22 protein-coding genes are annotated in these 25,505 nt (G+C 61.7%); 9 read left to right on the top strand and 13 right to left on the bottom strand.

Annotation, left to right across the window (positions count from 1 at the left end; all coding sequences use genetic code 11):
* Positions 1 to 70: 70 nt before the first annotated feature.
* The gene (locus tag AC07UR_RS09365; protein ID WP_209791901.1) at positions 71 to 2,053 is read right to left on the bottom strand and encodes an FUSC family protein; all 1,983 of its coding nucleotides are present in this window, start codon (positions 2,051 to 2,053) and stop codon (positions 71 to 73) included.
* Positions 2,054 to 2,327: 274 nt separating this feature from the next.
* Between AC07UR_RS09365 and AC07UR_RS09370 the strand changes: the two genes are divergently transcribed.
* Positions 2,328 to 3,542 (top strand): NADP-dependent isocitrate dehydrogenase, encoded by a 1,215-nt coding sequence (locus AC07UR_RS09370; RefSeq protein ID WP_173420075.1) that lies wholly within the window; start codon positions 2,328 to 2,330, stop codon positions 3,540 to 3,542.
* Positions 3,543 to 3,725: 183 nt separating this feature from the next.
* Here AC07UR_RS09370 and AC07UR_RS09375 read toward each other — a convergent pair whose 3' ends face one another.
* The 3 genes from AC07UR_RS09375 to recA all read right to left on the bottom strand — a co-directional run bounded on the left by AC07UR_RS09375 (position 3,726) and on the right by recA (position 8,728).
* Positions 3,726 to 4,577 carry an AraC family transcriptional regulator gene (locus tag AC07UR_RS09375; RefSeq protein WP_209791903.1) on the bottom strand — a complete coding sequence of 284 codons (852 nt, stop codon included), beginning with the start codon at positions 4,575 to 4,577 and terminating at the stop codon, positions 3,726 to 3,728.
* Positions 4,578 to 4,746: 169 nt separating this feature from the next.
* A complete protein-coding gene (gene alaS / locus AC07UR_RS09380) occupies positions 4,747 to 7,410 on the bottom strand; it encodes an alanine--tRNA ligase (protein WP_209791904.1) in 2,664 nt (887 codons plus the stop codon).
* Positions 7,411 to 7,639: 229 nt separating this feature from the next.
* Positions 7,640 to 8,728 (bottom strand): recombinase RecA, encoded by a 1,089-nt coding sequence (recA, locus tag AC07UR_RS09385; protein WP_077503639.1) that lies wholly within the window; start codon positions 8,726 to 8,728, stop codon positions 7,640 to 7,642.
* A 239-nt stretch (positions 8,729 to 8,967) separates the two neighbouring features.
* On the opposite strand from recA, the gene AC07UR_RS09390 reads away from it, so the two are divergent.
* Together AC07UR_RS09390 and AC07UR_RS09395 are read left to right on the top strand one after the other, a co-directional pair.
* Positions 8,968 to 9,915, top strand: a complete 948-nt coding sequence (locus tag AC07UR_RS09390) for a carbohydrate kinase family protein (protein ID WP_209791905.1) — start codon at positions 8,968 to 8,970, stop codon at positions 9,913 to 9,915.
* 31 nt (positions 9,916 to 9,946) lie between these two features.
* On the top strand, positions 9,947 to 10,876 hold the full coding sequence (locus tag AC07UR_RS09395) for a pseudouridine-5'-phosphate glycosidase (RefSeq protein WP_173420080.1): 930 nt from the start codon (positions 9,947 to 9,949) through the stop codon (positions 10,874 to 10,876).
* A gap of 138 nt (positions 10,877 to 11,014) precedes the next feature.
* Here AC07UR_RS09395 and cckA read toward each other — a convergent pair whose 3' ends face one another.
* The gene (gene cckA / locus AC07UR_RS09400) at positions 11,015 to 13,636 is read right to left on the bottom strand and encodes a cell cycle histidine kinase CckA (protein WP_209791906.1); all 2,622 of its coding nucleotides are present in this window, start codon (positions 13,634 to 13,636) and stop codon (positions 11,015 to 11,017) included.
* Between the two features lie 276 nt (positions 13,637 to 13,912).
* Between cckA and AC07UR_RS09405 the strand changes: the two genes are divergently transcribed.
* The gene (locus AC07UR_RS09405; protein WP_209791907.1) at positions 13,913 to 14,914 is read left to right on the top strand and encodes a flagellar biosynthetic protein FliO; all 1,002 of its coding nucleotides are present in this window, start codon (positions 13,913 to 13,915) and stop codon (positions 14,912 to 14,914) included.
* Between the two features lie 103 nt (positions 14,915 to 15,017).
* Here the strand turns inward: AC07UR_RS09405 and dksA are convergent, their stop codons facing one another.
* Positions 15,018 to 15,437 (bottom strand): RNA polymerase-binding protein DksA, encoded by a 420-nt coding sequence (gene dksA, locus AC07UR_RS09410; RefSeq protein ID WP_025427181.1) that lies wholly within the window; start codon positions 15,435 to 15,437, stop codon positions 15,018 to 15,020.
* Between the two features lie 413 nt (positions 15,438 to 15,850).
* Between dksA and AC07UR_RS09415 the strand changes: the two genes are divergently transcribed.
* The 3 genes from AC07UR_RS09415 (at position 15,851) to AC07UR_RS09425 (ending at position 19,072) form a co-directional block, all read left to right on the top strand.
* Positions 15,851 to 16,372 carry a SixA phosphatase family protein gene (locus AC07UR_RS09415; RefSeq protein WP_173420083.1) on the top strand — a complete coding sequence of 174 codons (522 nt, stop codon included), beginning with the start codon at positions 15,851 to 15,853 and terminating at the stop codon, positions 16,370 to 16,372.
* Between the two features lie 124 nt (positions 16,373 to 16,496).
* Positions 16,497 to 17,990: a YcjX family GTP-binding protein gene (locus tag AC07UR_RS09420; protein ID WP_173420084.1), complete on the top strand. Its 1,494-nt coding sequence runs from the start codon at positions 16,497 to 16,499 to the stop codon at positions 17,988 to 17,990.
* Positions 17,987 to 19,072: a YcjF family protein gene (locus tag AC07UR_RS09425; RefSeq protein WP_209791908.1), complete on the top strand. Its 1,086-nt coding sequence runs from the start codon at positions 17,987 to 17,989 to the stop codon at positions 19,070 to 19,072. The genes AC07UR_RS09420 and AC07UR_RS09425 overlap by 4 nt, the downstream gene beginning before the upstream one ends.
* A gap of 9 nt (positions 19,073 to 19,081) precedes the next feature.
* Here AC07UR_RS09425 and AC07UR_RS09430 read toward each other — a convergent pair whose 3' ends face one another.
* Positions 19,082 to 19,873 (bottom strand): molybdopterin-binding protein, encoded by a 792-nt coding sequence (locus AC07UR_RS09430; RefSeq protein WP_209791909.1) that lies wholly within the window; start codon positions 19,871 to 19,873, stop codon positions 19,082 to 19,084.
* Positions 19,870 to 20,733, bottom strand: coding sequence for a cytochrome b/b6 domain-containing protein (locus AC07UR_RS09435; protein WP_209792013.1), 864 nt, complete (start codon positions 20,731 to 20,733; stop codon positions 19,870 to 19,872). The genes AC07UR_RS09430 and AC07UR_RS09435 overlap by 4 nt, the downstream gene beginning before the upstream one ends.
* 246 nt (positions 20,734 to 20,979) lie before the next feature.
* On the opposite strand from AC07UR_RS09435, the gene AC07UR_RS09440 reads away from it, so the two are divergent.
* Complete coding sequence (locus AC07UR_RS09440; protein WP_209791911.1) at positions 20,980 to 21,531, top strand: hypothetical protein; 552 nt, start codon at positions 20,980 to 20,982, stop codon at positions 21,529 to 21,531.
* A 70-nt stretch (positions 21,532 to 21,601) separates the two neighbouring features.
* On the opposite strand, the gene folK is transcribed toward AC07UR_RS09440, so the two are convergent.
* Genes folK through folP form a run of 3 tightly spaced genes read right to left on the bottom strand, consistent with a single transcriptional unit; the run spans position 21,602 to position 23,350 of the window.
* Positions 21,602 to 22,126, bottom strand: coding sequence for a 2-amino-4-hydroxy-6-hydroxymethyldihydropteridine diphosphokinase (gene folK, locus AC07UR_RS09445; RefSeq protein ID WP_209791913.1), 525 nt, complete (start codon positions 22,124 to 22,126; stop codon positions 21,602 to 21,604).
* A complete protein-coding gene (gene folB / locus AC07UR_RS09450; RefSeq protein ID WP_053247535.1) occupies positions 22,116 to 22,484 on the bottom strand; it encodes a dihydroneopterin aldolase in 369 nt (122 codons plus the stop codon). Before folB ends, folK begins: the two co-directional genes overlap by 11 nt.
* Positions 22,485 to 22,498: 14 nt before the next feature.
* Complete coding sequence (folP, locus tag AC07UR_RS09455) at positions 22,499 to 23,350, bottom strand: dihydropteroate synthase (RefSeq protein WP_209791916.1); 852 nt, start codon at positions 23,348 to 23,350, stop codon at positions 22,499 to 22,501.
* A gap of 105 nt (positions 23,351 to 23,455) precedes the next feature.
* Here folP and AC07UR_RS09460 point away from each other — a divergent pair, with 105 nt between their 5' ends.
* On the top strand, positions 23,456 to 24,085 hold the full coding sequence (locus tag AC07UR_RS09460; RefSeq protein ID WP_209791917.1) for a DUF922 domain-containing Zn-dependent protease: 630 nt from the start codon (positions 23,456 to 23,458) through the stop codon (positions 24,083 to 24,085).
* Between the two features lie 463 nt (positions 24,086 to 24,548).
* On the opposite strand, the gene AC07UR_RS09465 is transcribed toward AC07UR_RS09460, so the two are convergent.
* The gene (locus AC07UR_RS09465) at positions 24,549 to 24,869 is read right to left on the bottom strand and encodes a 2Fe-2S iron-sulfur cluster-binding protein (RefSeq protein WP_025427192.1); all 321 of its coding nucleotides are present in this window, start codon (positions 24,867 to 24,869) and stop codon (positions 24,549 to 24,551) included.
* A 178-nt stretch (positions 24,870 to 25,047) separates the two neighbouring features.
* Entirely contained in the window at positions 25,048 to 25,416 is a 369-nt protein-coding gene (locus AC07UR_RS09470) for an Hpt domain-containing protein (protein WP_173420091.1), read from the bottom strand.
* Positions 25,417 to 25,505: the final 89 nt, after the last annotated feature.

The raw sequence follows: 25,505 nt of genomic DNA on the forward strand, positions 1-25,505 counted from the left end.
CCTTCGTCTTCTGTTCGGCGCTTCCCTCGCACAAAAGCCCGGAAAGTTAAAGTCCAGGCATCGGTGGAGGTCAGCCCACCGCTGGATGCAGGCGGTTGAGCGAGATGCCGATCATCTCGAGCCCCAGCCCGGCATCGTCCTTCGATATCGGCAGGTGGCGGTCGACCGGTCCGGCGACGCGGCCGACATCGTAGAAGTAGCCCGCTCCCTTCTCCTCGATCGAACGTACGAGCGCGAGGTTTTCGTCGATGTCGCTGAGGAATGTCGGGTCAACGGCCTCGTCGGCGACGCGTCGGGCAAAGACGCGCGCCCAATAGGTGCAGCCCATGAAGATCGCCAGTGTCTGCCGCACATGTCCAGGCCGCGTGACGAGTTGCCAGGACACGCCGAGCGGCTTTGCGGCGGCCGCAAGATCGCGGTAGGCGCGATCCAGCGCCTGCGACCGCACGATCAGCGCCATGCCCGAGGCACCCTCCTTGGCCGCTTGCAGCAGGCCAGTCAGTTCGCCGCACCAGGATTTGATGGCCAGATCGAGGGACGTTCGCGTTCGTGTCGGAAAGACGACGAAGGCAACCGCAGCACCGGCGATCGAGCCGATCAGGGTTTCCTCCAGGCGCAGCTGCAGCAACTCAGGCGTAAGCACACCCATCAGGCTGTAGAGCAGCGACAGGACGACGGAGACGAAGAACGTCATTGTCGCATAGGAAACAGCAAGGAAGTAGAAGGCAAGAAAGACGCAAAGCGCACTGAGCGGCAGCACGAGATAGATATTGCCGGCGACCAGGGTGCCGGCAACGATGCCAACCACGATCCCGAACAGCGTACCGGCCGAGCGCTGCAGCGCCTTGACCGCCGTGTCGCCGCGCGACCGCGTGTTGGTGAAGACGAGGAAGGCGGCCAGCACCGCCCAGAACCAGCGATCGCGCGACAGCATCAGCCCGAAGACCATGGCGATCCCTGCGGCAAGCGTGATCTGGATTGCGGACTTAAGCGCCGGATTGTCGAACGACAGGTTCAGCCGCGTTGCAGCCCGGCCGCTTTCGGGTTCGCTCGGGTCATCGAGGTCATGCTCGTCGAGCTTTGCCAGGCTGCCCGCCAGCCGCTGCCGGACATTTCGCAGCCATGAGAGCGCCTTAACCGTTTCGGCGAGCCGCTCGTTTGTTCTGTCGATGCGTGTAGTCTCCGCTTCGATTTCGGCGGAGTTGCGTGCAAGCATCGCTTCGATCAAGGCCACGGGCGGCATGGCCTGAAGGCTGAGGACGATCACACTCTCTGCTGCCAGATGCAGGTCGAAGAGGTTGATCACCACATCCGACGAGGCCAAGCCCGGCTCGGGCTCCGGGCGTCGGTTCTCCGTCGGGATGAAACTTTCCGCCATCAACACCGCCTCCTTGAGGCGTTCTTCCCTGCGGTGAAGCCGGGTGCGGTCGGTTTCGAGCAGCATCGGTTTGCGCGCGACGTCGAGCAATTCCTCCAGCATTTGGTCGACGCGCTGCTGGACGCTGGCTGCAGCGCGCATGAGATCGCGGTAGCGGTTGTCGGGCAAAAGGACGGTGCGGACGAGATGTGCAACCGTCGCCGAGACCGCAGCGCCAAGAAACAGTGCCGGCAACTGATCGGCGGTCGGGCGCAGATACGCACCGATGAAATAGGACATGAAGGCGAACATGCCGACGGCGAACCAACGCGCTCCGAACGATCTGCCATAAACCGCCAGGAAGATGATCAGCAGGAAGACGACATCAGAGACATAGCGATGACTCTCGAGCAGCGAGGCCAGTGCCACCATCGAGACGCCGGCGACGACGGCGATCACGCGGGTTACCAGCTGTTCGCCATGGGTGCGATCGCGCACGGCAAGGCCGCCCTCGATGGACAGAGAAACGGCAAGGCCATAGGCGGCCGGTGGCAGTGGCGCTACGAGATAATGGAAAGCCATCAGCAGCAGAACCGACGAAACGATCGTCGCGGTGATGCGCGTTGCCTGCCGCAGCCGGGAAAAGGCGGGGTCGTTGGCGAGAAGCCAGTCGCGCACGCGGGAGCGAATTTCCATCGGTTGCCTTTGCCTGCCGCGGCGGCCAACGAGCGGCGCCGCTTCGCTGCTCTCTTCTGATTAACGTCGCCTCCGATCTTTTCAAGGCATGAGACAGATTAAAACCCCTCGAAAATGCCGTCCGTCCCCCTGCCTTGAGGTCGTTTGAACCTCCACCCAAAGTTTCAGTCAAGCATGCTTTGCCTTGCCGTTTCACAATGCTATAGGGCACTGGATTTTTCTAAAGAGGAAGGGACATCGCTCCCGCTGTCCCGCTAAACTACGAGGCATATTCATGGCAAAGATCAAGGTCGCCAATCCGGTCGTCGAGCTCGACGGCGACGAGATGACCCGCATCATCTGGCAGTTCATCAAGGACAAGCTGATCCATCCCTACCTCGACATCGACCTCGAGTATTATGACCTCGGCATGGAAAACCGCGACGCCACCGACGACCAGGTGACGATCGATGCTGCCAACGCCATCAAGAAGCACGGCGTCGGCGTCAAGTGCGCCACGATTACCCCGGACGAAGCCCGCGTCGAAGAATTCAAGCTCAAGAAGATGTGGAAGTCGCCGAACGGCACGATCCGCAACATCCTCGGCGGCGTCATCTTCCGCGAGCCGATCATCTGCAAGAACGTTCCCCGCCTGGTTCCCGGCTGGACCAAGCCGATCATCGTCGGCCGTCACGCCTTCGGTGACCAGTACCGCGCCACCGACTTCAAGTTTCCGGGCAAGGGCAAGCTGACGATGAAGTTCGTCGGCGAAGACGGCAAGGAAATCGAATACGACGTATTCGACGCCCCGTCGGCCGGCGTTGCCATGGGCATGTACAACCTCGACGATTCGATCACCGAATTCGCTCGCGCTTCGCTCAACTACGGCATTCAGCGCAAGGTTCCGGTTTACCTGTCGACCAAGAACACCATCCTCAAGGTCTATGACGGCCGCTTCAAGGACATCTTCCAGAAGGTGTTCGACGAAGAATTCGCCGACAAGTTCAAGGAACTGAAGATCTGGTACGAACACCGCCTGATCGACGACATGGTCGCATCGGCACTGAAGTGGTCCGGCGGCTACGTCTGGGCGTGCAAGAACTACGACGGCGACGTCCAGTCCGACATCGTCGCCCAGGGATTCGGCTCGCTCGGCCTGATGACCTCGGTCCTGATGACGCCGGATGGCCAGACGGTCGAAGCCGAAGCTGCGCACGGCACCGTGACCCGTCACTACCGCCAGCACCAGAAGGGCGAGGAAACCTCGACCAACTCGATCGCCTCGATCTTCGCCTGGACCCGTGGCCTTGCCCACCGTGCCAAGCTCGACGGCAATGCCGAACTCGCGCGCTTCTCCGAAACGCTCGAAAAGGTCTGCGTCGACACGGTCGAATCGGGCTTCATGACCAAGGACCTGGCGCTGCTCATCGGCCCCGACCAGCCGTGGCTCTCGACCACCGGCTTCCTCGACAAGATCGACGAGAACCTGCGTAAGGCGATGGCTGCCTGATCGGCCCTATCCATCGAATGAAATGCGAAACCCGGCCTGGCGCCGGGTTTCTTTTTGCTCGGTTCAATGGGCATCTTAAAAGCCCGGTGGCGACTCATTATCTCCGTCATGCTCCGGCTTCACCCGAGAATCCGAGTCCAGCCACAAGCCCAAAGACATCGATGCGTTGGGGGTGACGCACCCCTATTTCAGCGGCAGATAGATCTCGCTCAAAAGCTCTGTCGGCGGCACGTCGCGCGGATTGTTGAGATATTTCTCGAACATCAGGCTGTCGCGCACCTCTCGGCCGGACTGCGGCAGCCACGTGCCGTAGAGCCATTGATAAGCCAAGGGCATGTCCGCATAGGGCCCCTTGTGACGCAGGACGGCGTAACGTCCACCATCGAGTGTCTGGGGTGTCAGCGGTGCATCCGAGGGCAAATCCCCTTTGGCCGACACGCAGGCGAAGGAACGCAGCTTGTCTGTCGGCACCAGTTCCGGATCATCCAGGTAGATGCCAATCATCTCCATGTCGGGCCTGAAGAGGTTGCGCGAAAACAGCGTGCCGTAGAGCGTCTCGAACGCCTTGCCGATGCCCATGTAGGACCCGGTGTGGGCGACGCCGACGACGCCAAAACTGTCGATTTCCTTGAGGGTGACTTCATACATGTCCGCAATTCCTTCCGATGAAGCGGTTTCGAAGGTTTTGTGGCTGCCCTCCCTCCGGTATCGCGCCGGCGGCAGTCCGTAGACTGCCTTGAAGGTGCGGTTGAAGGATTGAATATTGGGGTAGCCAGAGCGCTGCGCGATCGCTTCGACAGGAAGATCGGTTTGTACGAGATCGGCGGCGGCCTTCTGCAGCCGTAGCCGCTTGACCGTTGCCGCCAGTGTCTCGCCGTGAACGGCCCGGTAGATCCGGTGCCAGTGGTGCGGCGACAGGCAGGCGATCTCAGCGAGCCGATCTAGATCGAGCTCCTCATTGAGATGGCCGTAAATATAGTCGCTCACCCTGTGCAGACGTCTCTCATAGGTCGCCCAGCTTGCCTGCTCGTCCATGCCGAACCTTTCGCGTTTTGCTCACGGATCGGTAGACCATAGCCGAGTTTGACAAATCCTGCGGAGTTTTGCGGCGAACGAATGCCGTTGGACCGACGGCCAGTCGCCGCCACAAAAAAAAGGCGCCCGAACCGGACGCCTTTTCAAATTCCTGTGTGTGCGCCTGGTCTTAGCCGGCCAGCGCCACAGCAACAGCCTCGATCGCTTCGGCTGCCTTCTCGCCGTCAGGGCCGCCAGCCTGCGCCATATCGGCGCGACCGCCGCCGCCCTTGCCGCCGAGAGCGGCGGAGGCGACACGCACCAGATCGACGGCGCTGACCTTGGAGGTCAGGTCGTCGGTCACAGCCACGACGGCACTTGCCTTTCCGTCACCGGAAACGCCGACAAAGGCGACGACGCCGGAGCCGAGGCTCTTCTTGCCGTCGTCCGCCAGGCTCTTCAGGTCCTTGGGCTCAACACCGGAAACCACCTTGCCGAGGAAGCGCATGCCGGCGATGTCGCGGGCGGCATCGCTCGATCCCGCCTGACCGCCGCCACCGAGTGCCAGCTTCTTCTTGGCTTCGGTAAGCTCGCGCTCCAGCTTGCGGCGCTCGTCGAGAAGTGCCTCGACGCGACCGAGCACGTCGTCCGGCTGAACCTTGAGCGTGTTGGCAAGCGTCTTGACCCGCTCGTCCTGTTCGTTGAGGTAGGCACGGGCCGCCTCGCCCGTCAGCGCCTCGACGCGGCGTACGCCGGCGCCGACGGCGCTTTCGGAAACGACGCGCACGAGGCCGATGTCACCGGTGGCCGACACGTGCGTGCCGCCGCAGAGTTCGACGGAATAGGGACGATTGGCCTTGGAGCCGTGGATGCCCTGGCCCATGGAGACGACACGCACTTCGTCGCCGTATTTTTCGCCGAACAGCGCCATCGCACCTTCGGCAATGGCATCGTCGACGCTCATCAGGCGGGTGGTGACCGGCGTGTTCTGGACGATGATCTCGTTTGCCATCTCTTCGACGATCTTCAGTTCCTCGGCCGACATCGGCTTCGGGTGCGAGACGTCGAAGCGCAGGCGCTCAGGTGCGACCAGCGAACCCTTCTGTGCCACATGTGTGCCGAGCACTTCGCGAAGCGCCTCATGCAGCAAATGGGTGGCGGAATGGTTGGCGCGCAGGCGCGAACGGCGGGCGTGGTCGACTTCGAGCTGCGCCGCATCGCCGGTCTTGATCGTGCCTTCGGCAACGACGCCGAAATGGACGAACAGCCCCTCTCCGCGCTTCTGCGTGTCGGTCACGGTTACCTTGCCGCCGTCGGTGGTGATCGTACCGGTGTCGCCCATCTGGCCGCCCGATTCGCCGTAGAACGGCGTCTGGTTGAGGACGATCTGGACGGTTTCACCCTTGGCGGCCGACTGTGCGACAGCGCCATCGCGCACGATCGCCTGGATCACGCCTTCGGCAATCTCGGTGTCGTAGCCGAGGAACTCGGTCGAGCCATGCTTTTCGCGCAGCTCGAACCAGATGGTTTCGGTTGCCGCTTCACCGGACCCCGACCAGCTCGCACGGGCCTCGGCCTTCTGGCGCTGCATGGCGGTCGTGAAGGCGTCGGTATCGACGGAAATGCCCTTGGCGCGCAGGGCGTCCTGGGTCAGGTCGAGCGGGAAGCCATAGGTATCGTAGAGCTTGAAGGCGGTCTCGCCGTTGAACTGGTCGCCTTCGGAAAGGTCGGCGGACGCTTCGGACAGGAGGTTGAGGCCGCGCTCCAGCGTCTTGCGGAAGCGGGTTTCCTCGAGCTTCAGCGTCTCGGAAATCAGTGCTTCGGCGCGCATCAGTTCCGGATAGGCACGGCCCATCTGGCCGACCAGCGCCGGCAGCAGCTTCCACATCAGGGGATCGCGGGCGCCGAGCAGCTGCGCATGGCGCATGGCGCGGCGCATGATGCGGCGCAGAACGTAGCCGCGGCCCTCGTTCGATGGCAGAACGCCGTCGGCGATCAGGAACGCGGACGAACGCAGATGGTCGGCAATGACGCGGTGGCTGGCGCGCTGGTCGCCCTCGGCCTTGACGCCTGTTGCCTCTTCGGAGGCTGCGATCAGCGCGCGGAAGAGATCGATGTCGTAGTTGTCGTGCTGGCCCTGCAGCACGGCTGCCAGGCGCTCGAGGCCCATGCCGGTGTCGATCGACGGACGCGGCAGGTTGACCCGCTCTTCCTTGGTGATCTGCTCGTACTGCATGAAGACGAGGTTCCAGATCTCGATGAAGCGGTCACCGTCCTCATCGGCAGAGCCCGGAGGTCCGCCCCAGATCTTGTCGCCGTGGTCGTAGAAGATTTCAGAACAGGGACCGCACGGACCGGTATCGCCCATGGCCCAGAAATTGTCGCTGGTCGGAATGCGGATGATGCGGTCTTCGGTGAGGCCGGCGATCTTCTTCCAGAGGTCAAAGGCCTCGTCGTCGGTGTGATAGACCGTCACCAGCAGGCGCTTGGCGTCGAGGCCGTACTCCTTGGTGATCAGGTTCCAGGCAAGCTCGATGGCGTTCTCCTTGAAGTAATCGCCAAAGGAGAAGTTGCCGAGCATTTCGAAGAAGGTGTGGTGGCGGGCCGTATATCCGACATTGTCGAGGTCGTTGTGCTTGCCGCCGGCGCGCACGCATTTCTGCGCGGTCACGGCCGTCGAATAGGGACGCTGCTCCAGCCCGGTAAAGACGTTCTTGAACTGCACCATGCCGGCATTGGTGAACATCAGTGTCGGGTCGTTGCGCGGCACCAACGGGCTCGACGACACCACCTCGTGACCATTCCTGCGGAAATAGTCGAGAAACGTCGACCGGATTTCATTCACGCCGCTCATCTTGCGTCCTATCTGTGCACCAATTCAGGCCCAAGCCCCGGCATTTGCCGTGCCCCTTGCCGTTGTCCTTCAACCCCACAGCCATCGTCGACGGCTGCGCCCTCCAACGCCCTCGGTCGCCGGAACCACAGGCTTTTATCGTTCGCGTATCATGCTGTCCAGACGGCAACAAAAAACCGGCCGCCAATGATGGCGACCGGTTTTGAATGTATGAAGCCTGGCTTGCCGATTATGCTTCGGCAGCGTCGTCGCCGTCATCAGGTTCCGGACCGCCATTCTCCAGGAAACGGTCGGCGATCAGGCCGGCGTTCTGGCGCAGAGCCGTCTCGATCTCGCGCGAAAGATCCGGGTTGTCCCTGAGGAACGACTTGGCGTTCTCGCGGCCCTGTCCGAGACGCTGGCTGTTATAGGAGAACCAGGCGCCGGACTTCTCAACGATGCCGGCCTTGACTCCGAGGTCGACGAGTTCGCCGGTCTTGGACACGCCTTCGCCATACATGATGTCGAATTCGACCTGCTTGAAGGGAGGCGCCATCTTGTTCTTGACGACCTTGACGCGCGTCTGGTTGCCGACGACCTCTTCGCGCTCCTTGACGGAGCCGATGCGGCGGATGTCAAGTCGAACCGAGGCGTAGAACTTCAGCGCGTTACCGCCCGTCGTCGTTTCCGGCGAACCGAACATGACGCCGATCTTCATGCGGATCTGGTTGATGAAGACGACCATGCAGTTCGACTTCGAAATCGAAGCCGTCAGCTTGCGTAGCGCCTGGCTCATCAGGCGGGCCTGCATGCCCGGCAGGCTGTCGCCCATTTCGCCCTCGATTTCCGCGCGCGGCACGAGCGCTGCAACGGAGTCGATGACGAGAACGTCGATCGCACCGGAGCGCACCAGCGTATCGGTGATTTCGAGTGCCTGTTCGCCGGTATCGGGCTGCGAGATCAGGAGGTTTTCGAGGTCAACACCCAGCTTGCGCGCATAAACCGGGTCGAGTGCATGTTCAGCGTCGACGAAGGCGCAGATGCCACCCTTCTTCTGTGCTTCGGCGATCGTCTGCAATGCGAGCGTCGTCTTGCCCGAGCTTTCCGGGCCATAGATTTCAATGATACGGCCCTTCGGCAGGCCGCCAATGCCGAGCGCGATGTCCAGGCTGAGAGAGCCGGTCGAAACCGTCTCGATCTCGATGATGCTGTCCTTCCCACCGAGCTTCATGATCGATCCCTTGCCGAACGACCGTTCGATCTGGGAAAGTGCCGCTTCAAGTGCCTTGCTTTTGTCCACCGATTTGTCCTCTACGAGCCGCAAAGAGTTTTGTGCCATTTGGTCCACCTTTAGGTTATTGAAGCTACCGAGGCAATGAAGCCGCCGCACGAGTTTGTGTACATGTTTTGTTCCTCTTTTGCAAGGGCGGGTCAAGACGTTGAAAAATAGGAATTATTCGGATTGTGTTCGATTCATGTTCACGCTTTGAGGTGTAATTTTCCCGGCAAGACCTGGAACACCTTGAGATGATGAACGCTCCCGATCCGATTCGCCTGAGAGACAGCAGAGGAACATTCATGACGGAAGGCGAAATCGCGGTCTTTGGCGGCGCCCATATCGACAGGCGCGGCAGAATTAGTGGCGCGACCGCACCGGGCTCGAGCAATCCGGGCACCTGGTTCGAAGAGGCCGGCGGTGGTGGCTTCAACGCTGCCCGCAATCTGGCGCGCCTGGGCCATAGTGTGAGAATGGTCAGCACCCGCGGCGGTGACGCCGCCGGGGAGATGGTCACGGCAGCGGCCGCTGCTGCCGGCGTCATCGACACGCCCCTCACCTTTCTCGACCGCCAGACGCCGAGCTACACAGCGATCATCGAGAATGACGGCAACCTGGTGATCGCGCTTGCCGACATGGATCTCTACCGGCTGTTCTCGCCGCGCCAATTGCAGCGGCGCGCCTTGCGCGACGCGATCGCTGACAGTCGGCTGGTGCTGACAGATGCGAACCTGCCGGAAGAAACGATTGCCGCTCTCGTTGAGACGGCTTCGGCCGACCGGCGGATCGTGGCCGGCATTGCCGTATCGCCGGCAAAAGTGGTTCGCTTCCTGCCGGCTCTCTCCAACCTCGGCTTCCTTTTCATGAACGAGGCCGAGGCGCGGGCGCTGACCGGAAAGGATTGCCCGGATGCCGAGGGCTGGCCGCCGCTCCTACGCGCTGCCGGGCTCAACGGTGGTGTCGTTACCCGCGGAGGTCGGGCGGTCGTTGCCTTCGATCGCAATTCTGTCTGTGTCGCGACGCCACCGGCCTTGCCTGCACTTGCCGATGTCACCGGCGCCGGCGATGCCCTGGCGTCGGGTTTCCTCGCGGCGCGCTTGGCTGGCCACGGGCTCGATGAATGCCTCAGGCACGGCATGGCCGCTGCCGGCATTACCCTGCTCTCGCCTCTGGCCGCGTCGGAACAAATGTCGCAGGCCAATCTTGAACAGGCGCTTGCCCTTGTGCCGGCACCTCAAATGCTGGCATGAACGCCGCCAGCCGAACTCCCAAGGAAAAACCATGACCAAACCCGCTTCCCCCTCCCTGCCGATGCAATATTCCGACGAGGTTGCAGCCGCCAAGGCGCGTGGCGCGCCGATTGTGGCACTGGAATCGACCATCATCACCCATGGCATGCCCTACCCGGGCAACCTCAACATGGCTCGCAGCGTCGAAGCGATCATTCGCGAGCAGGGCGCCGTCCCGGCGACCATCGCCGTGATCCATGGCGTTCTGCATATCGGCCTTGATGATGCCAAGCTCGTTGAACTGGCACAAACGGAAGGCGCGATGAAGGTCTCGCGCGCCGATCTTGCCTTTGCGATCGCCGAGCGTCGTACCGGCGCGACCACCGTTGCCGCCACAATGATTGCCGCTGCCCGCGCCGGCATCCACGTCTTTGCGACCGGCGGCATCGGCGGCGTGCACCGTGGCGCCGAGCTGAGCTTCGACATTTCCGCCGACCTCGAAGAACTGGCCCGCACGGCCGTGATCGTCGTTTGCGCCGGAGCCAAGGCCATCCTCGACATTCCAAAGACGCTTGAAGTGCTGGAAACCCGCGGCGTGCCGGTCGTCACTTACGACAGCGACGTCTTCCCGGCCTTCTGGTCGCGCGATTCTGGCCTCAAGAGCCCGCTGATGCTGAACAGCCCGGCGGCGATCGCCAACTTCCAGAACATGCGCGAGCAGCTCGGCGTCGATGGCGGCATGTTGATTGCCAACCCGGTTCCCGCTGAAAGCGAGATCCCGCGCGAGGAGATGGAAATCTATATCGCCCGCGCGATCGACAACGCCGAACGCGACGACGTCACCGGCAAGGCCGTGACCCCCTACCTGCTCGACAACCTTTTCCACCTGACCGAGGGCCGCAGCCTCGAAACCAACATCGCGTTGGTCGAGAACAATGCCCGCCTCGCCGGTGAAATCGCTGTGGCGCTCACAGCGAAGTAAGAGCCTATTCGGGTTGGAGCGCTTCCGCTCCAACCGGGATCGCAGAAGCGTTATTTCCAGGAAATGTTCTCGACGACAAAGAGAAAGCCCGGCGCGCAAACGTCGGGCTTTTTGCTGGAACAGAGGCCGGCAACGACCTCAGGAATCGAGCATTTCGCGCACGGCCACCGCCAGTTGCTTCAGCGAGAACGGCTTCGGCAGGAAGCCGAACTTGGCATCAGCCGGCAGGTTGCGGGCGAAAGCGTCTTCGGCGTAGCCCGAGACGAAGATGAATTTCAGGTCCGGATACTTCTTGCGCAGTTCGGTCAGCAGCGTCGGTCCGTCCATTTCCGGCATCACCACGTCGGAAACGACGATATCAACCGCGCCATCGAGCTCGTCCATGATATCGAGTGCTTCGACGCCGGAGCCGGCCTCATGGACGGTATAGCCGCGTGTCTCGAGCATGCGCTTGCCGCCGCGGCGAACAGCCTCTTCATCCTCGACGAGCAGGACAACGGCCGAATCGCCGGTGAGATCGGTCGGTTCCTCGGTCTTGGCGACCGGCTTGGCAACCGTTTCGACCGGCGGCGCCATCGTACCAACGGAACCACCCTGAGCCTGCTCGCCCGCGACTTCGGGAATATCGATATGGCGCGGCAAGAGGATACGGAAAGTCGTTCCCTTGCCGACTTCGGATTCCGGATAGATGTAGCCGCCGGATTGTTTGACGATGCCATAGACCATCGAAAGCCCCAGGCCCGTGCCCTTGCCGACTTCCTTGGTGGTGAAGAATGGCTCGAAGATCTTGTCGAGAATTTCTGGCGGAATGCCTGTTCCCTGGTCGGAAACCTCCACCATGACGAAATCTTCTTCCGGCAATTCCCGACGGCCGATAGCTGCAATCTCGCTTGACGGCAGATTGCGGGTGCGAAGCGTGATGATGCCGCCTGAGGGCATCGCGTCGCGCGCGTTGACTGCAAGGTTGAGCAGCACCTGCTCAAACTGACCGAGGTCTGTGCGCACCGGCCAGAGATCGCGCCCGTAGTCGACTTCGACCTTGACGTTGGTTCCGGTCATGCGATCGACCAGCATGCGCAGATCGCCGATGACATCGGTCATGCTCAGCACTGTGGGCCGCATTGTCTGCTTGCGCGAGAAGGCGAGCAACTGCCGAACCAGCACTGCCGCCCGGTTGGCGTTGCGCTTGATCTCCATCAGGTCGGCGAAGCTTGCATCCGCCGGGCGGGCCGACAGAAGCAGGTGGTCGGACGAAAGCAGGATCGCCGTCAGAACGTTGTTGAAGTCGTGCGCGATGCCGCCCGCAAGCGTACCGACCGCATTCATCTTCTGGGTCTGCGCCATCTGGTTTTCGAGCGCCTTCTGCTCGGTGATTTCAAGCGCATAGATGATCGCCGCTTCTTCCGGAGCCTGATCGCTCTGGTCGATGACGGCATTGATATAGAAGCGGAAGTGGCGTTCGCCATCGGCCGGGTGCAAGGCGTCGATCGGTGCGATGTCGCCCTGGCGGTCCTTGGCAGCGGCAAGCGCCTCGTGCAGGCGCCCCTTTTCTGTCGGGTGTACGACCGTTTCGATCAGCGCGCCGCGCTCGACGTCGTCCTGGGAGACAAGGCCCGAGAACAGCTTGAGGAACGGGGCATTGGTGCGCAGGATGCGACCGTTGCCGTCGACGGATGCGATGGCCATCGGCGTGTTGTTGAAAAAGCGGGTGAAGCGCATCGCAGCGCTCGACGCCGACTGGTCCTCGTCCTCGCCGCCGTCACGCGACATGACGATCGTCCGGCTTTCGCCCGGCGCGCCGTCGCGTGCCGACGACACCCGGTGCACCATGCGCACCGGCAGGCTCTGGCCGTTGGACTTGCGCAGATCGAGGTCCAGCACCTTGGTCTTCTTCAGGCCAGGTTCGGCCTGCACCGACTGCACCAGCGTCAGCCCCTCGCCGGCAACGAGGTCGCCGATGCTCATCGAGCCCGGCTGGAACTTCGTCAGATCGATGCCGAGCCAATCCGCAAGCGTGGCGTTGATGTAGAAAATCTCGCCCTTGCGGCCGGCGGAGAAGAATCCGGCAGGCGCATGGTCGAGATAGTCGATGGCGTTCTGCAATTCCTTGAAGAACCGCTCCTGATCGTCGCGTTCGGTGGTGATATCGGCGATCTGCCAGAGGTAGAGCGGATTGCGGTCGCTGTCTTCGAGCGGCAGCACGCGGGCCTTCAGGCGGAACCAGTGGGCACCGGAGCCGCTGGCGGTAGCGCCCGTGGCCAGCGGCTTCAGCAGGCGAAATTCTTCGTGCCCCTGCTTGCCTTCGTGCAGGCCGTTGGTGAGGCGGTAGATCGCTTCGGTCGCCTCGCGGTTCCGCGACAGGATCGTTTCAAGCGACTGGATGCCGGCGGCGTTCTTCGCGCCGGTCAGTGCGCCGTAGGCGGCGTTGGCATAGATGATACGGCCCTTGCGGTCCGTTACGATCGTGCCGTCCTCGTGGCCGTCGAGAAAGGCGCGCGCCAACTCATCCGGCCGCGATTGTGGCATCACCTCGATGAAGCCGATGACCGAGGAAACGAGGAAAAAGATCCCGACCATGGCGAGAACGCCAAGAATGCCGAGAACGATCTCATTCTCCAACTCGTTCTTGAAGACCACGAAGGCGATCGCAGAGACGGTCAGAACGATCGCAAGCAGGACGATCCGCATGACGGTTCCTGGCCTGACACCACGGTCAACAACCGGCATCTGGTAGTCACCTGACTGCCGCAATTTCGTCATCGGGTCCTCATCTGCCGCCAATACCGCCCGGCGCAAAACCGATACGGTCCGGCGCTCCGGCCGGCATCCGCGCAATCCGCCAGGTGAATTCGGCCAATACCGACACGCCCTCGATCATTCGGATAGGAATCATCTTTAACGATCAGAGATAACAGCAAAAAGCACCTGTGCGGAAGCGCAGCGCTCAATTCACAGGGAATGTCGGCGAAGTCCTTGTCCAGGCCCGAAAAAAGCCGTCAAATACTGCCACTCGAAAGGCTACAAGGAGTTCAGCCTATGATGGAAACGATCGTCGGAGACAACGGTAGCCGATTCATTATCGCCGCCGGCGCCGTTGCGATCGGGCTTCTGTGCCTCGTAGCGGTGCTCTGGATCATGCGCAACCGGCCGTCTTCGCCCTTCATCCGCGGCGGCAAGAACAGGCAACCGCGCCTTGCGGTGCTCGATGCCGCGGCGGTCGACACGCGCCGTCGCCTGGTGCTGGTGCGTCGGGATGACGTCGAGCATCTGATCATGATCGGCGGGCCGACGGATATCGTCATCGAAAGCCGGATTGCACCGATCGACGAGAGCGCTTCCGTGAATGACGGCCCCGCTGTCGTCGAGCGCAAGCCCATCGAACCGGCGGTTGCCAACGGAACCGAGATGAAGGCCGCAGCGCCGGCGCAGTTGCGTCCCGCCGTCGCCCAGCCGGAAGTGACCGTCGCAACGCCAGTACGCCCGGTGGCGATGCTTCAGGAGCAGCCTGCAGTGCGCAGTGAACCGGCCCCGGCGGTTCGCGCTGTCGCCGAGCAGCGCCCGGCCCCAGTGATGGCCGTCGAGCCACGCCCGGTCGCAAGGGTCGCGCCACCGGCCCCAGAAATCGTTGCCGCAGAAGTCGTTCCCCAGGTGAGCCCGATCGGGGTGCAAGCAATCGGGGTGCAAGCAAATGCTGCCGATAAGGTCGAAGGCATCTTCGACGCGGCGCGCAACCGGGTGCTGCCGGCCCAGCCGCCGGTCCAGGAACGGCGCCCCGCGCCAGTTGCGCAGCCACAGCCCGCAGCTCAAAGTGCGCTTTCCGACTTTGAACGCATCCTCGATGCGGAAATCAGCGGAGACCTGCAACGGCTGACGCCGTCTTCCGCGGCGGCGCGTCCGGAAAACCGGGCGGCGGTGTCCGCCACTGGCCGCCAGGAGCCGCTGCTCGGTGCACCACTCGACGATGCCCGCAAGGAGCCGACGATCGAGGAAGAGATGAACCGTATGCTGGCCGACATCTCCGCTGGGCGTAAGCCCTGACGCAGGTTGCTGCGTCGCTCGGTTCGAACAGGAGCACAAAAGAAAAAGGCGCGGTCAAACCGCGCCTTTTTCTTTCTCTGATGACTGATCCGGAAACCGGATCTTATTCGTCCCTGTAGACCTTTTCCCGACGCTCGTGGCGCTCCTGCGCCTCGATCGAGAGAGTGGCAATCGGTCGGGCGTCCAGACGCTTCAAGCCGATCGGTTCTCCCGTTTCTTCGCAATAGCCGTAGGTCCCTTCATCTAGCCGCTGCAAAGCAGCATCGATTTTCGAGATCAACTTCCGCTGACGGTCGCGGGCTCTCAGTTCAATTGCCCGGTCTGTTTCGGAAGAGGCCCTGTCGGCGAGATCGGGATGATTGGCGCTCTCCTCGGCCAAGTGATCCAGTGTCTCGCGTGCCTCGCGAAGGATGTCGTTTCTCCAAGCATTTAGCTTGGCCCGGAAATAGGCCCGGTGGGTGGCATTCATGAATTCCTCGTCCTCGGAGAGAACAAAGGTACTAAGATCGATCTTCTCACTCAACGCGATTCTCCTGAAGAACATCTCATTGCGGCGGTGTATAGCCCCATGGAAGCCGCGATTCAAGCCTCGGATTAAACACTCAACCGTATTTTAACGATGCTTGCAATTCAGGCTAACTGGCGAATATTTCATCAAAATTACAGATGAGATCTTAATCGTAGAGATAATCACCTACCCGCCCTCAAGAAGACCGGTTGTAACTTGGATGTCCTTGCGCTGGCGCGACGCCGTCCTCGATCCGGTTTTGCCGCTCCGTACGGCAAGAGGGCAATCCCCTGAAAAAAGCGCCTCGCAGCTTGATCTTTGCATCATCGACGGGAAAAGGTGGTGATCCGCCGGCAGACGCGCAAGACCTGTTTCGGCGATACACGATCCGGTCGCGCCCCGCGACCGGCAGCCACCGGAACTCATGCATGCAAGACAGTGCCGCCAGGCCCTTCCGTCTCCTCCTTCTCCGTCATGCCCGCTCGGGCTGGGCTCTGCCGGGACAACGCGATTTCGATCGTGCGCTGGACGATGTCGGATTTGCCGAGGCAGAACTGATCGCGGAGCTGGCTGCCGATCGCGGCATCCGGCCGGACCTGATCCTGTGCTCAACGGCGGTGCGTTGTCGCCAGACCGCGGAACCCTTCTTCCGCACCGTCAGTGAAAACATCGACATCCGATATGTGGACGAGCTCTATACGGGCCCGGCCAGTATCTACACCGACATCATCGACGCAAACAGGCATCTGAATTCGCTGATGATCGTCGGACACAATCCGATGATCGACGAACTGTTCCACCGTCTTGCCGGAAACGAAGCGGCGGCCGAAGCGCTTCCGCATGGATATCCACCCGCAGCCCTCGCGGTTCTGGACGTCCAGGCAGGGATTGGCAGCGCAATCACCGCGACGCTGGTATCGCTGATGCTGCCGACCAGGGAAGTGAAATGACATGCCATTGTTGCGGTGCGGGAAATATTTCCTATATCGCCAAGGCAGCAAGGGCCCATCACACGTCTCGGCTCCAGACATTCGCATGAACGAAAGCGGCACGGTCCGCGAGGGATAGCACGACTTGGCGCCAAATCTGACCAGCTTTAAAGACGACGCCCTGATTGCATTCGACAATCTCACCGATCGTGCATCGGGGCTCGTCAATCCCTCCATCCGGCTTGGTGTCACAGGCCTTTCGAGGGCCGGAAAGACCGTCTTCATCTCATCGCTGGTGCATAATCTCTTGAACGGAGGACGGCTGCCGGTGTTCGAAGCCGTGCGCTCCGGCCGTGTTTCGAAGATCAGGCTTGAGCCGCAGCCTGACGACGCCGTGCCACGCTTTCAATACGAGGATCACATCGCCGCCCTTGTGCGCGATCGTATCTGGCCGGACTCGACGCGCGCGATCTCCCAGCTTCGCATCACCCTCGACTTCGAGAGCGCCAGCGGCTGGAATAGGCTGTTTTCGGCCGGTCGCCTGTCGCTCGATATCGTCGACTACCCCGGCGAATGGCTGCTCGACCTGCCGCTGCTCGCGCAGAATTTCAAGGAGTTCAGCGACAATTCGGTGGCCCGTGCTCGGGCACATGGCCGCGCCAAGCTATCGGCGGATTGGCTGACGCTTGCCCAGTCGGCGGGGCCGACGGCGATTGCGGATGAAAGCAGCGCGCGCCGGCTCGCCGAGAGCTTCACAGCCTACCTCAAGGCCTGCAAGGCGGATGCGAGTTCGCCTTCGACGCTGCCGCCTGGTCGGTTCCTGATGCCAGGCGATCTCGAGGGCTCGCCTGCCCTGACCTTCTCGCCCTTGCCCGACCTGCCCGAGGGCCGTGCTCCCAAAGGCTCTCTCTGGGCTATGATGGAGCGCCGCTACGAGGCCTACAAGAAACACGTCGTCAGCCCGTTCTTTCGCGAGCACTTTGCCCGGCTCGACCGACAGATCGTGCTCGTGGATGCGCTGCAGGCGATCAACGGCGGACCGGAAGCCCTGCTGGATCTGGAGCAGGCGCTGGCCGACGTGCTGGCCTGCTTCCGCCCAGGCACCAACAGTTGGCTCTCTTCGTTCCTGACGCGACGGATCGACAAGGTGCTGATCGCCGCAACAAAGGCGGATCACCTGCATCACGAAAGCCACGACCGTCTGGAACGCATTACGGCCCGTCTGGTCAGCCGGGCGGCTGCCAGCATCGGCATGAGCGGTGCCGGGCTCGAGGTCATGGCGATAGCCTCGGTCCGGGCGACGCGCGAGGCAACCGTCGATCATGGCGGGCATACGCTGCCGGTTATCGTCGGCACACCGATCGCCGGTGAGAAGATCAACGGCGACACGTTTGACGGAGAGCGGAAAACAGCTATATTTCCCGGTGACTTACCGGACGATCCTGAAGTTCTCTTCAAGGCCGTTGATGCGGATGCATCGGCAACGACCTTCGGCGATGCGCATCCGATGCCCGAACTCAGTTTCGTCCGATTCCGGCCGCCGCATCTGGAGGAGACCGGTGGTGGATTGAAACTGTCGGTGCCCCATATACGGCTCGATCGGGCGATGCAGTTCCTGTTCGGAGATCGGCTGGCATGAGCGATGATTTCAATAGCCGAGGCAGAAAGCCCGGTGCCTTTTCGGTCGGCCCCGATCCGGAGCCGAAGGCCTCCGAAAGCGCCCGGCCCCGTCGGGCGCCGGCGAGTTTCGACGACAAGGTGGTGATGACGCCGGACGCGGAGGATCCTTTCCGCGAAACCACGCTCGCGGTTGAGAGCCTTGCGCTGCCCGAGGCAAATCCCCGCAAACGCCGCCTGTCCGTCGGCAAGATCGCCATGGGCGCGCTCGGCATCCTGTTGTCATTGGCGGCTGGCCTTTGGGTCGATCGCCTGATCCGCGACCTGTTCTCCCGCGCCGACTGGCTGGGCTATGCCGCGATGGGTGTGGTTGCCGTCGGACTGCTGGCGCTGCTGGTGGTCGTTGCCCGCGAGCTTTCAGGCATGATGCAACTGACAGCCGTCCAGAGCTTGAAGGCTGAGGCGGAAAGTGCGGCCGCCTCCGGCAATACCAAACTGGCACGATCGGCCGCGGAAAAACTCGTGCATCTCCTCGCCGCCAATCCGCGCACGGCTCGCGGCCGGGCACGTCTCAAGGAAACCGAAGGGGAAATCATCGACGGCCCCCACCTTTTGGAGCTCACGGAGCGCGAATTGTTGACGCCGCTCGATCGCGAGGCGCGCCGCATCATCCTTGCCGCATCCAAGCGGGTATCGATCGTCACTGCCGTCAGCCCGCGCGCGCTGGTCGATCTCGGCTATGTGCTCTATGAATCCGCCAGGATGATCCGGGCCATGGCCGAGCTTTATGGCGGCCGCCCGGGCACGCTCGGCATGATCAGGTTGATGCGCGACGTCGTCGCCCATCTCGCTGTGACCGGCTCGATCGCCGCCGGCGACAGCCTTATCCAGCAGGTGCTCGGCCACGGCCTTGCCTCAAAACTCTCGGCGCGGCTGGGCGAAGGCGTGATCAATGGGTTGATGACGGCGCGCATCGGCATCGCCGCCATGGATTTGTGCCGCCCGATGCCGTTCAGGGCGCTGAAGCGGCCCGGGATCGGCGACTTTCTCTCCGACCTCGCACCCGGCGCCGGCCGCACGGTCGGTCAAAATGGCGACACCTAGAAGCCGGAACTAGATGCCCGCATACCAGTCGTAACCGAGATCTTCCCAGAAGCCGCCGTTGCCACGACCGAATGTCGACAGCTCCGAAACGACCTCGATGGCGCTGAGATATTTCGCCATCTTGTAACCGAGTTGCCGCTCGACACGCACGCGGAGCGGCGCGCCGTTGGCGACAGGTAGCGGCTTTCCGTTCAATCCATAGGCAAGGATCGTCTGCGGATGGCGCGCATCGATGAGATCGATCGATTCGTAGTAGGCCACCGAGCCGGAAAGCCCAAGGTTCATGCGATCGAAACAATGGAAGACGATATAGCGCGCATCCGGCTTGACCTTGGCCTCATCGAGGACCTTGGAAAGCGGAACGCCGGTCCACTTGGCAACACAGCTCCAGCCCTCGACGCAGTCATGACGGGTGATCTGGGTGCGCGACGGCATGTTGCGCAATTCGGTCAAGGTCAGGCTGAGCGGCTTTTCGACAAGCCCGGCAATAGCGAGACGGTATTCGGAGAAGTCCTGCTGTTGGAGGGCAATGTACTGTGGGTCGGTCGGATCGGTCGAGCCGTTCGGCCGTTGCCCCTGTCTGATTTCGCTTTCGCCGAACTCAGGTGCGAGCCGGTCGGCGTCCATCAAGAGCCTCTGCACGCGATAAGTCAGGTCGTTCGCCGCCGCTAGGACATCGCGGACAATGCCTCTGTTTTGCAGAATGCCATCGAATGCATCACAGCCGACAAGTGGCAACGTCGAGGCGGCGACGCCGGCGGCAGTTAGAAAGCGCCTGCGATTGATCAGAAGACGGCTCATCGTCCTGCCTCCTCGCGCTGCGATTCGGCATCAACGCGGTAGCGCCCAGTTATCATCGAGCGCAGTTCGTTGATCGGTCCAGCGGCAAAAACCATGAAAATGTGGACCGCAAAGAAAAGAACGAGCAACAGCATGACGACGAAGTGGATCGTGCGCGCCGTCTGCCGGCCGGCAAAGATGTCGGGCAGCCACGGCCAAGCTGCATCCATGCCCGGCGACATCGTCAGTCCGGTCAGGATCATCAACGGAAAGAAGATCAGCAAAACAGCTGCATACGAAAGCTTCTGCAAGCCGTTGTAACTGCGGCCGTGATCGAATCGGAATTGCAGGTGATTGATGACGCTTCGCGGCAAACCGCGCAGATCTGCGCCGGATGGCAGGATGTCGCGGCGCAGGTGCCCGTTGACCATGCTCGCCCCCATCCAGACGACAAAGACTGCCGCAAAAAGCCACGCGAAGAAGAAGTGTACCACCCGCCCCGTCGCCAGGTCCTGGTAGGAGGGAACTGTCAGCCATGCTGGGAAGGCTCTGTATGCGCGCCGATCGAGGGGGCCGCTGACACCGAGAACGCCAGTCGTGTCGAAACCCTGACCGAGCAGCGTCGTCACGCCCCTGACATCGCCGCCTTCCGTGCGCATGGCGCTGATGGACAGCACACCGTTGTCGAAGTCAAAACCCGATTGTTGCCCGAGGTAAAGCGAGGGATGGGCGTTGAAAATCTGCAGGCCGCTCAGGAGCAGAAAGAACAGGGCGAGTGCCCAGAGCCAATGAGTCAGCCGGGTGACAAGTCCATGACGGCGGATGATCAGTGCCATCGGGACATCCGCTCCCGAGGTGGTGTTGTCCGTCGCAGCCATCATGAAACCTCCGCGTTTCAAGTGGATACGTACGCCGATGCAACAGAGTTTCATAAACACGTTTGCGCCCATCGAAGCACATGACGGTGAGAACGCGGTGCACGCCTTGCGGCCGTGCGATCTGTGTCGCCCGAAGAGGCATCGCCGACACAAAGAAGCCTTGATATCCGCCCGAAAGAAACCGTCCATTAACCATTTGCGCGCAAATGTGGCTTCTAGTTTCGGACGTTGACCCATCAAGGATCGTTTATGTTCTCGCGCCCTTCTTTGATCGCTCGCGGCGCTGCCGCTTTCGCGCTTGCAGCAACCGTCGGCGTTGCGACGCCGGCCTTATCCGGCGGCAAGGACAAGGCTTTCTTCGAGAGAGTCTCCGGCCAATGGACAGGCCCCGGCGAGATCGTCGCCGGCAAATACAAGGGCACAAAGTTCACCTGCGACCTCGCTGGTGAACCGGCCGCCGGCGATGACGCCGGCATCAAGCTCGATGGCTTCTGCCGCGTCGGCGTGTTCAAGCAGCCGATGTCGGCGCTGATCACCCAAAAGGGCAACAGCTACACCGGCAAATTCCTCGATGGCGCCGACGGCAAGGGTCTCGACATCGTGTCCGGCAACGTCGCCAAGGACAAAGTCGTTGTCGGCATAAACCGCAAGAAGCTGAACGGCGCGATGATCGCTCGGCTTCAGAACGACAAGACGATGAACATCACGATCTCGGTCAAGGTCGAGAACACGATGGTGCCGGTAATCGGCGTCAGCCTCAATCGCCAGGTCGACAACATCGCCGTTGGCTCGATCAAGTAGACGACAATTCAGATCAACGACAAAAGCCCTGGCCGAACGCCGGGGCTTTTGTCGTTTATGCCGCTCGATCTCAGGCCTGTGCCCGCCACCAATGCCTGTCTTCGTCCGCCACCTCGATGCCAGTGACGTCGGCATCCGCCAGCCACTCTTTGACCCGCCGTCCGTTCACGCTCATGCCGGAAGCGAAGTCCGCAAGGGGCATCAGCACGAAGCCGCGCGCGGTCATGCGCGGATGCGGCAGTTCCAGCCTGCTCTCGGACAGGGACATGTTGCCGAAGGTCAGGACATCGATGTCGATTGTTCGCGGGCCCCAGCGCTCGTCGCGTACCCGCTTCATCTGACGCTCGATATCGAGGCAGGCTTCGAGCAATGCTTCCGGCCCGAGCGTCGTCTCGACTTCGGCACAGGCGTTGAAGAACCAGGCCTGATCGATCTTGCCCCAGGGTGGTGTGCGAAACAGGCGTGAAACGGCCCGAACCGTGCAATCCGGCCTTGCGTCAAGCATCTGCAGGGCATCGGCCATCGCCCTTCGCGGCTCGCCCAGATTGCCGCCGAGCCCCAGTGTCGCGATCGATCCGCTCATATCAGGCGACATGCTCGACAGTCACCTCGACATAGTCGAGCACGCCGGGCACAGGCGCGTTCGGCTTGCGAACCGAGACCTTCGCCCGCCGGATCTGCGGGAAGCGCACGCAGAGCGTCTTGGCGACCTCAAGCGCCAGTGCCTCGATCAGGTAGCGCCGACGCCCGGTGACGATGCGCTCGATCTCGGTAAAGGCGATCCCGTAATGCACGGTGTCGTCGATCGAATCGTCGACCAGCGCCGTGCCCTGCTCCACTTCAAGTTCCGCATCGACGAAGAACCGCTGCCCGAGGAACTCTTCCTCGTCGAGAACGCCATGGCGCGCGAAGAAGGCACAGTTTTTCAGGGTGATCGTATAGGTGGCGCTCATGGTTTTTCGTCCCGTCAGCTCTTCTTTGCAGCCAGCATAGCATCCGCCATCATCAGCGCATCCCTGCTGTTTGCGACATCGTGTACGCGGAAAATGGCGCCGCCCGCCAGCCGCAAGAGCGCCGTCGTTGCGGCGGTGGCGGCGTCACGGTCAGCCGGCTCTCGTCCGGTGATGGCGCCGAGGAAACGCTTGCGCGACGTGCCGACCAGAAACGGCAGTTCGAACCGGTGCAACTCGGCAAACCGCGCCATCAGTTCCAGGTTTTCTTCCGTATCCTTGGCAAAGCCGAAACCCGGATCGAGCACGATCCGTTCGCGCTCGATCCCGGCTTGCGTCGCGATTTGCAGCGAACGTGCGAGAAAGTGGAACTGGTCCTCGATCACATCGGCAAGCTTTTCGCGGTCTCGGCCGGTGTGCATGATGCAAAGCCCGGCTCCGGTCTGCGCCGCGACGTGTGCGATATCGGGTTCGCGCTGAAGGCCGTGCACATCGTTGACGATATGAGCCCCTGCCTCGACGGCAAAGCGTGCGGTTTCCGCCCTGTAGGTATCCACCGATATGAGCGCATCGGTCTCGCGCGCAAGCGCTGCAATGACCGGGAGGATGCGGCTCTGTTCCTCGTCGGCACTCACCGGTGCGGCATCAGGTCTGGTCGATTCACCGCCGACATCGAGGATCAAGGCGCCATCGCTGAGACAGCGCTTGCCCTGCGCGACCGCAGCTTCCGTGTCGCTGAAACGACCGCCATCGGAGAAAGAATCCGGGGTAACATTGATGATCGCCATCAAAACGCCACGCGGCCCCAGTTCGAGGCTACGGCCATGCGCCAGCGTCCAATGAAAATTTTGAAACGGATTGTAATTCATTCCACCTCACGATGGGCAGCAGCCAACCGTTTCGATTTGCTGTTGCACCCGCGCTGGCTATGCCCCAAGCTTGATTGAAGTTCAACTAAAGAGAACTACGCATTGATGTCTCGAGTACGCGTCCCGCTCAAAGCCGCCCTTCTTGCCCTTCTGGTTGCCATGCCCTTGGGCTCCGCGTCCGGCGAAACGGTGATGAGCAAGAGCTTCTCCTATTTCTCGATCGGCGGCCGCACGGCGGCGGATCTCGACAAGGCTCTGTCCAAGGCAGGGCCGATGATGAAGGCGACTGGCGCACGCCATCCGGGCGCAACGCGCATCAAGTTTGGCGGAACCATCACCTACGTCAACCGTGGGGGACGCTGCGCTGTTGGCGCGGCGGTCGTGACGCTCAACACGCGCATCATTCTGCCGCGTTGGAAGTATCGCAAACAGGCAAGCCGCGACCTCGCCTTGGTTTGGGATACGCTGTCGAGCGACATCAAGCGCCACGAGGAACGCCACGCCGAGATCGCGCGCAACCATGCCCGCAAGATGGAGAAGACGTTCCTGGCGCTCAAGCCACAAGCGGACTGCGAAAAAATGCAGGAAAGCGTGACGCGCGCCAGCGCAGAGGCCATCGCCGCCCACGACAAGGATCAGGCCCGGTTCGACCGGACGGAGGCGGCCAATTTCGACAAGCGTATCATCCGGCTGCTGCAGTACCGGCTGCAAACACTGCAGAAAACACAGGAATAGACAGGGCGGCGTTCCGTCCTCGTGACTGGCATAAGCATAGCGGGAATATACTTGACCGCTACCTGTTTAGCGCGCGCGCACCCACAGTATTTTATTGGTGAAATCTAGCGATAGCTGGAGCGGAACGACTCGCTTATATTCAAAACATGAAACGTGAGGGCGAGATGAAATCCAACCCTCCGTTGTCGGAAGCGATTTGGCGGGCCATGATGATCTCGCAGGACGTATAAATATTGCCGTTACTTGAGTTCGCCAGCGTCGGTTTGTTTGTTGAAGAGCAAAAGCCGATGCCGCAGCGGTACAGGTTCTCCTGGCGTGTCTTGATGCAGCAGATGTTCCCTCCCTCATCTGCGTGCGATACGCCCTCCTAGCCTCGCTCGTCACACGACCAGCGAGGCGCTTTTTTGGCAAATACGGCATCGGTGGATCGAAAAGCAGCAGCTGCGGCGCCGACGGCCGGCGATCAGGCCTGGCGTTCGGGCACGTGCACGACGAGCCCATCAAGCGCATCGCTGACCTTGATCTGACAGGAAAGCCGCGAGGTCGGACGCACGTCGTAGGCAAAGTCCAGCATGTCCTCTTCCATCGCTTCCGGCGCGCCGACGACCGCCGTCCAGGCATCGTCGACATAGACATGACAGGTTGCGCAGGCGCAGGCCCCGCCGCACTCGGCCTCAACACCGGGAACCGAGTTGCGAACGGCGTTCTCCATGACGGTCGAGCCGTTCTCGACATCGAGTTCGTGGCGCGTGCCATCAAAGGCAACGATCGTAAGTTTTGTCATGTCACTTTCCGGAATAAGCTGATGGGACTGGCCGATCGCGCAAAGCCGCGCGGTGCGGCGGGCGCAAATTCAGGGAAGGTTCTTCCAACAATTCGGCCATTCAGTCAACAACAGCCAGTGAGCGCATCGCGGACGCGGCGTTTCAGCGTGCGCGATGCGCCTTTCCAGCCGGTTGCGATCAGCGGCAGAGTTTGAGGATGAACAGCTCGGCCTCAAGCACGCTCGTTGCAAGCACGTCGGGCAGAGTTGGATCGGTCGGACGCTGCTCGATTGCGCCCGCGGCGGCCGCGACATCGACGGCGCCGACGGCAAGGGCTGCCCCTTTCAGTTGATGGGCGGCCTGCGCGCGTCCATTCCCCTCGCCTTCGGTGATTTCCTTCATCACCTTGCGCGCCTGACGCGCGAACAATTGCAGCACTTCTATTTCAAGCGCCTTGTCGCCCATCGTCTGCGCGGTCAGATGGGCAAAGTCGATGGGCTTCCTGCCGGAGGAAGAAGAGCTACCCGGAGTATCGGGAGCTTCAAAGGCAATTCTGAGGGCCGCCATCAGCCAATTTCCCTATTGTTTGTATAGTGTTGTCCATGTCCGCTGCCACCTTGCCGTCGCGCATAGTTTGCGCATTGACTGGAAAGGGT

The organism is Ensifer sp. GW821-FHT05G01 (assembly GCF_059419585.1).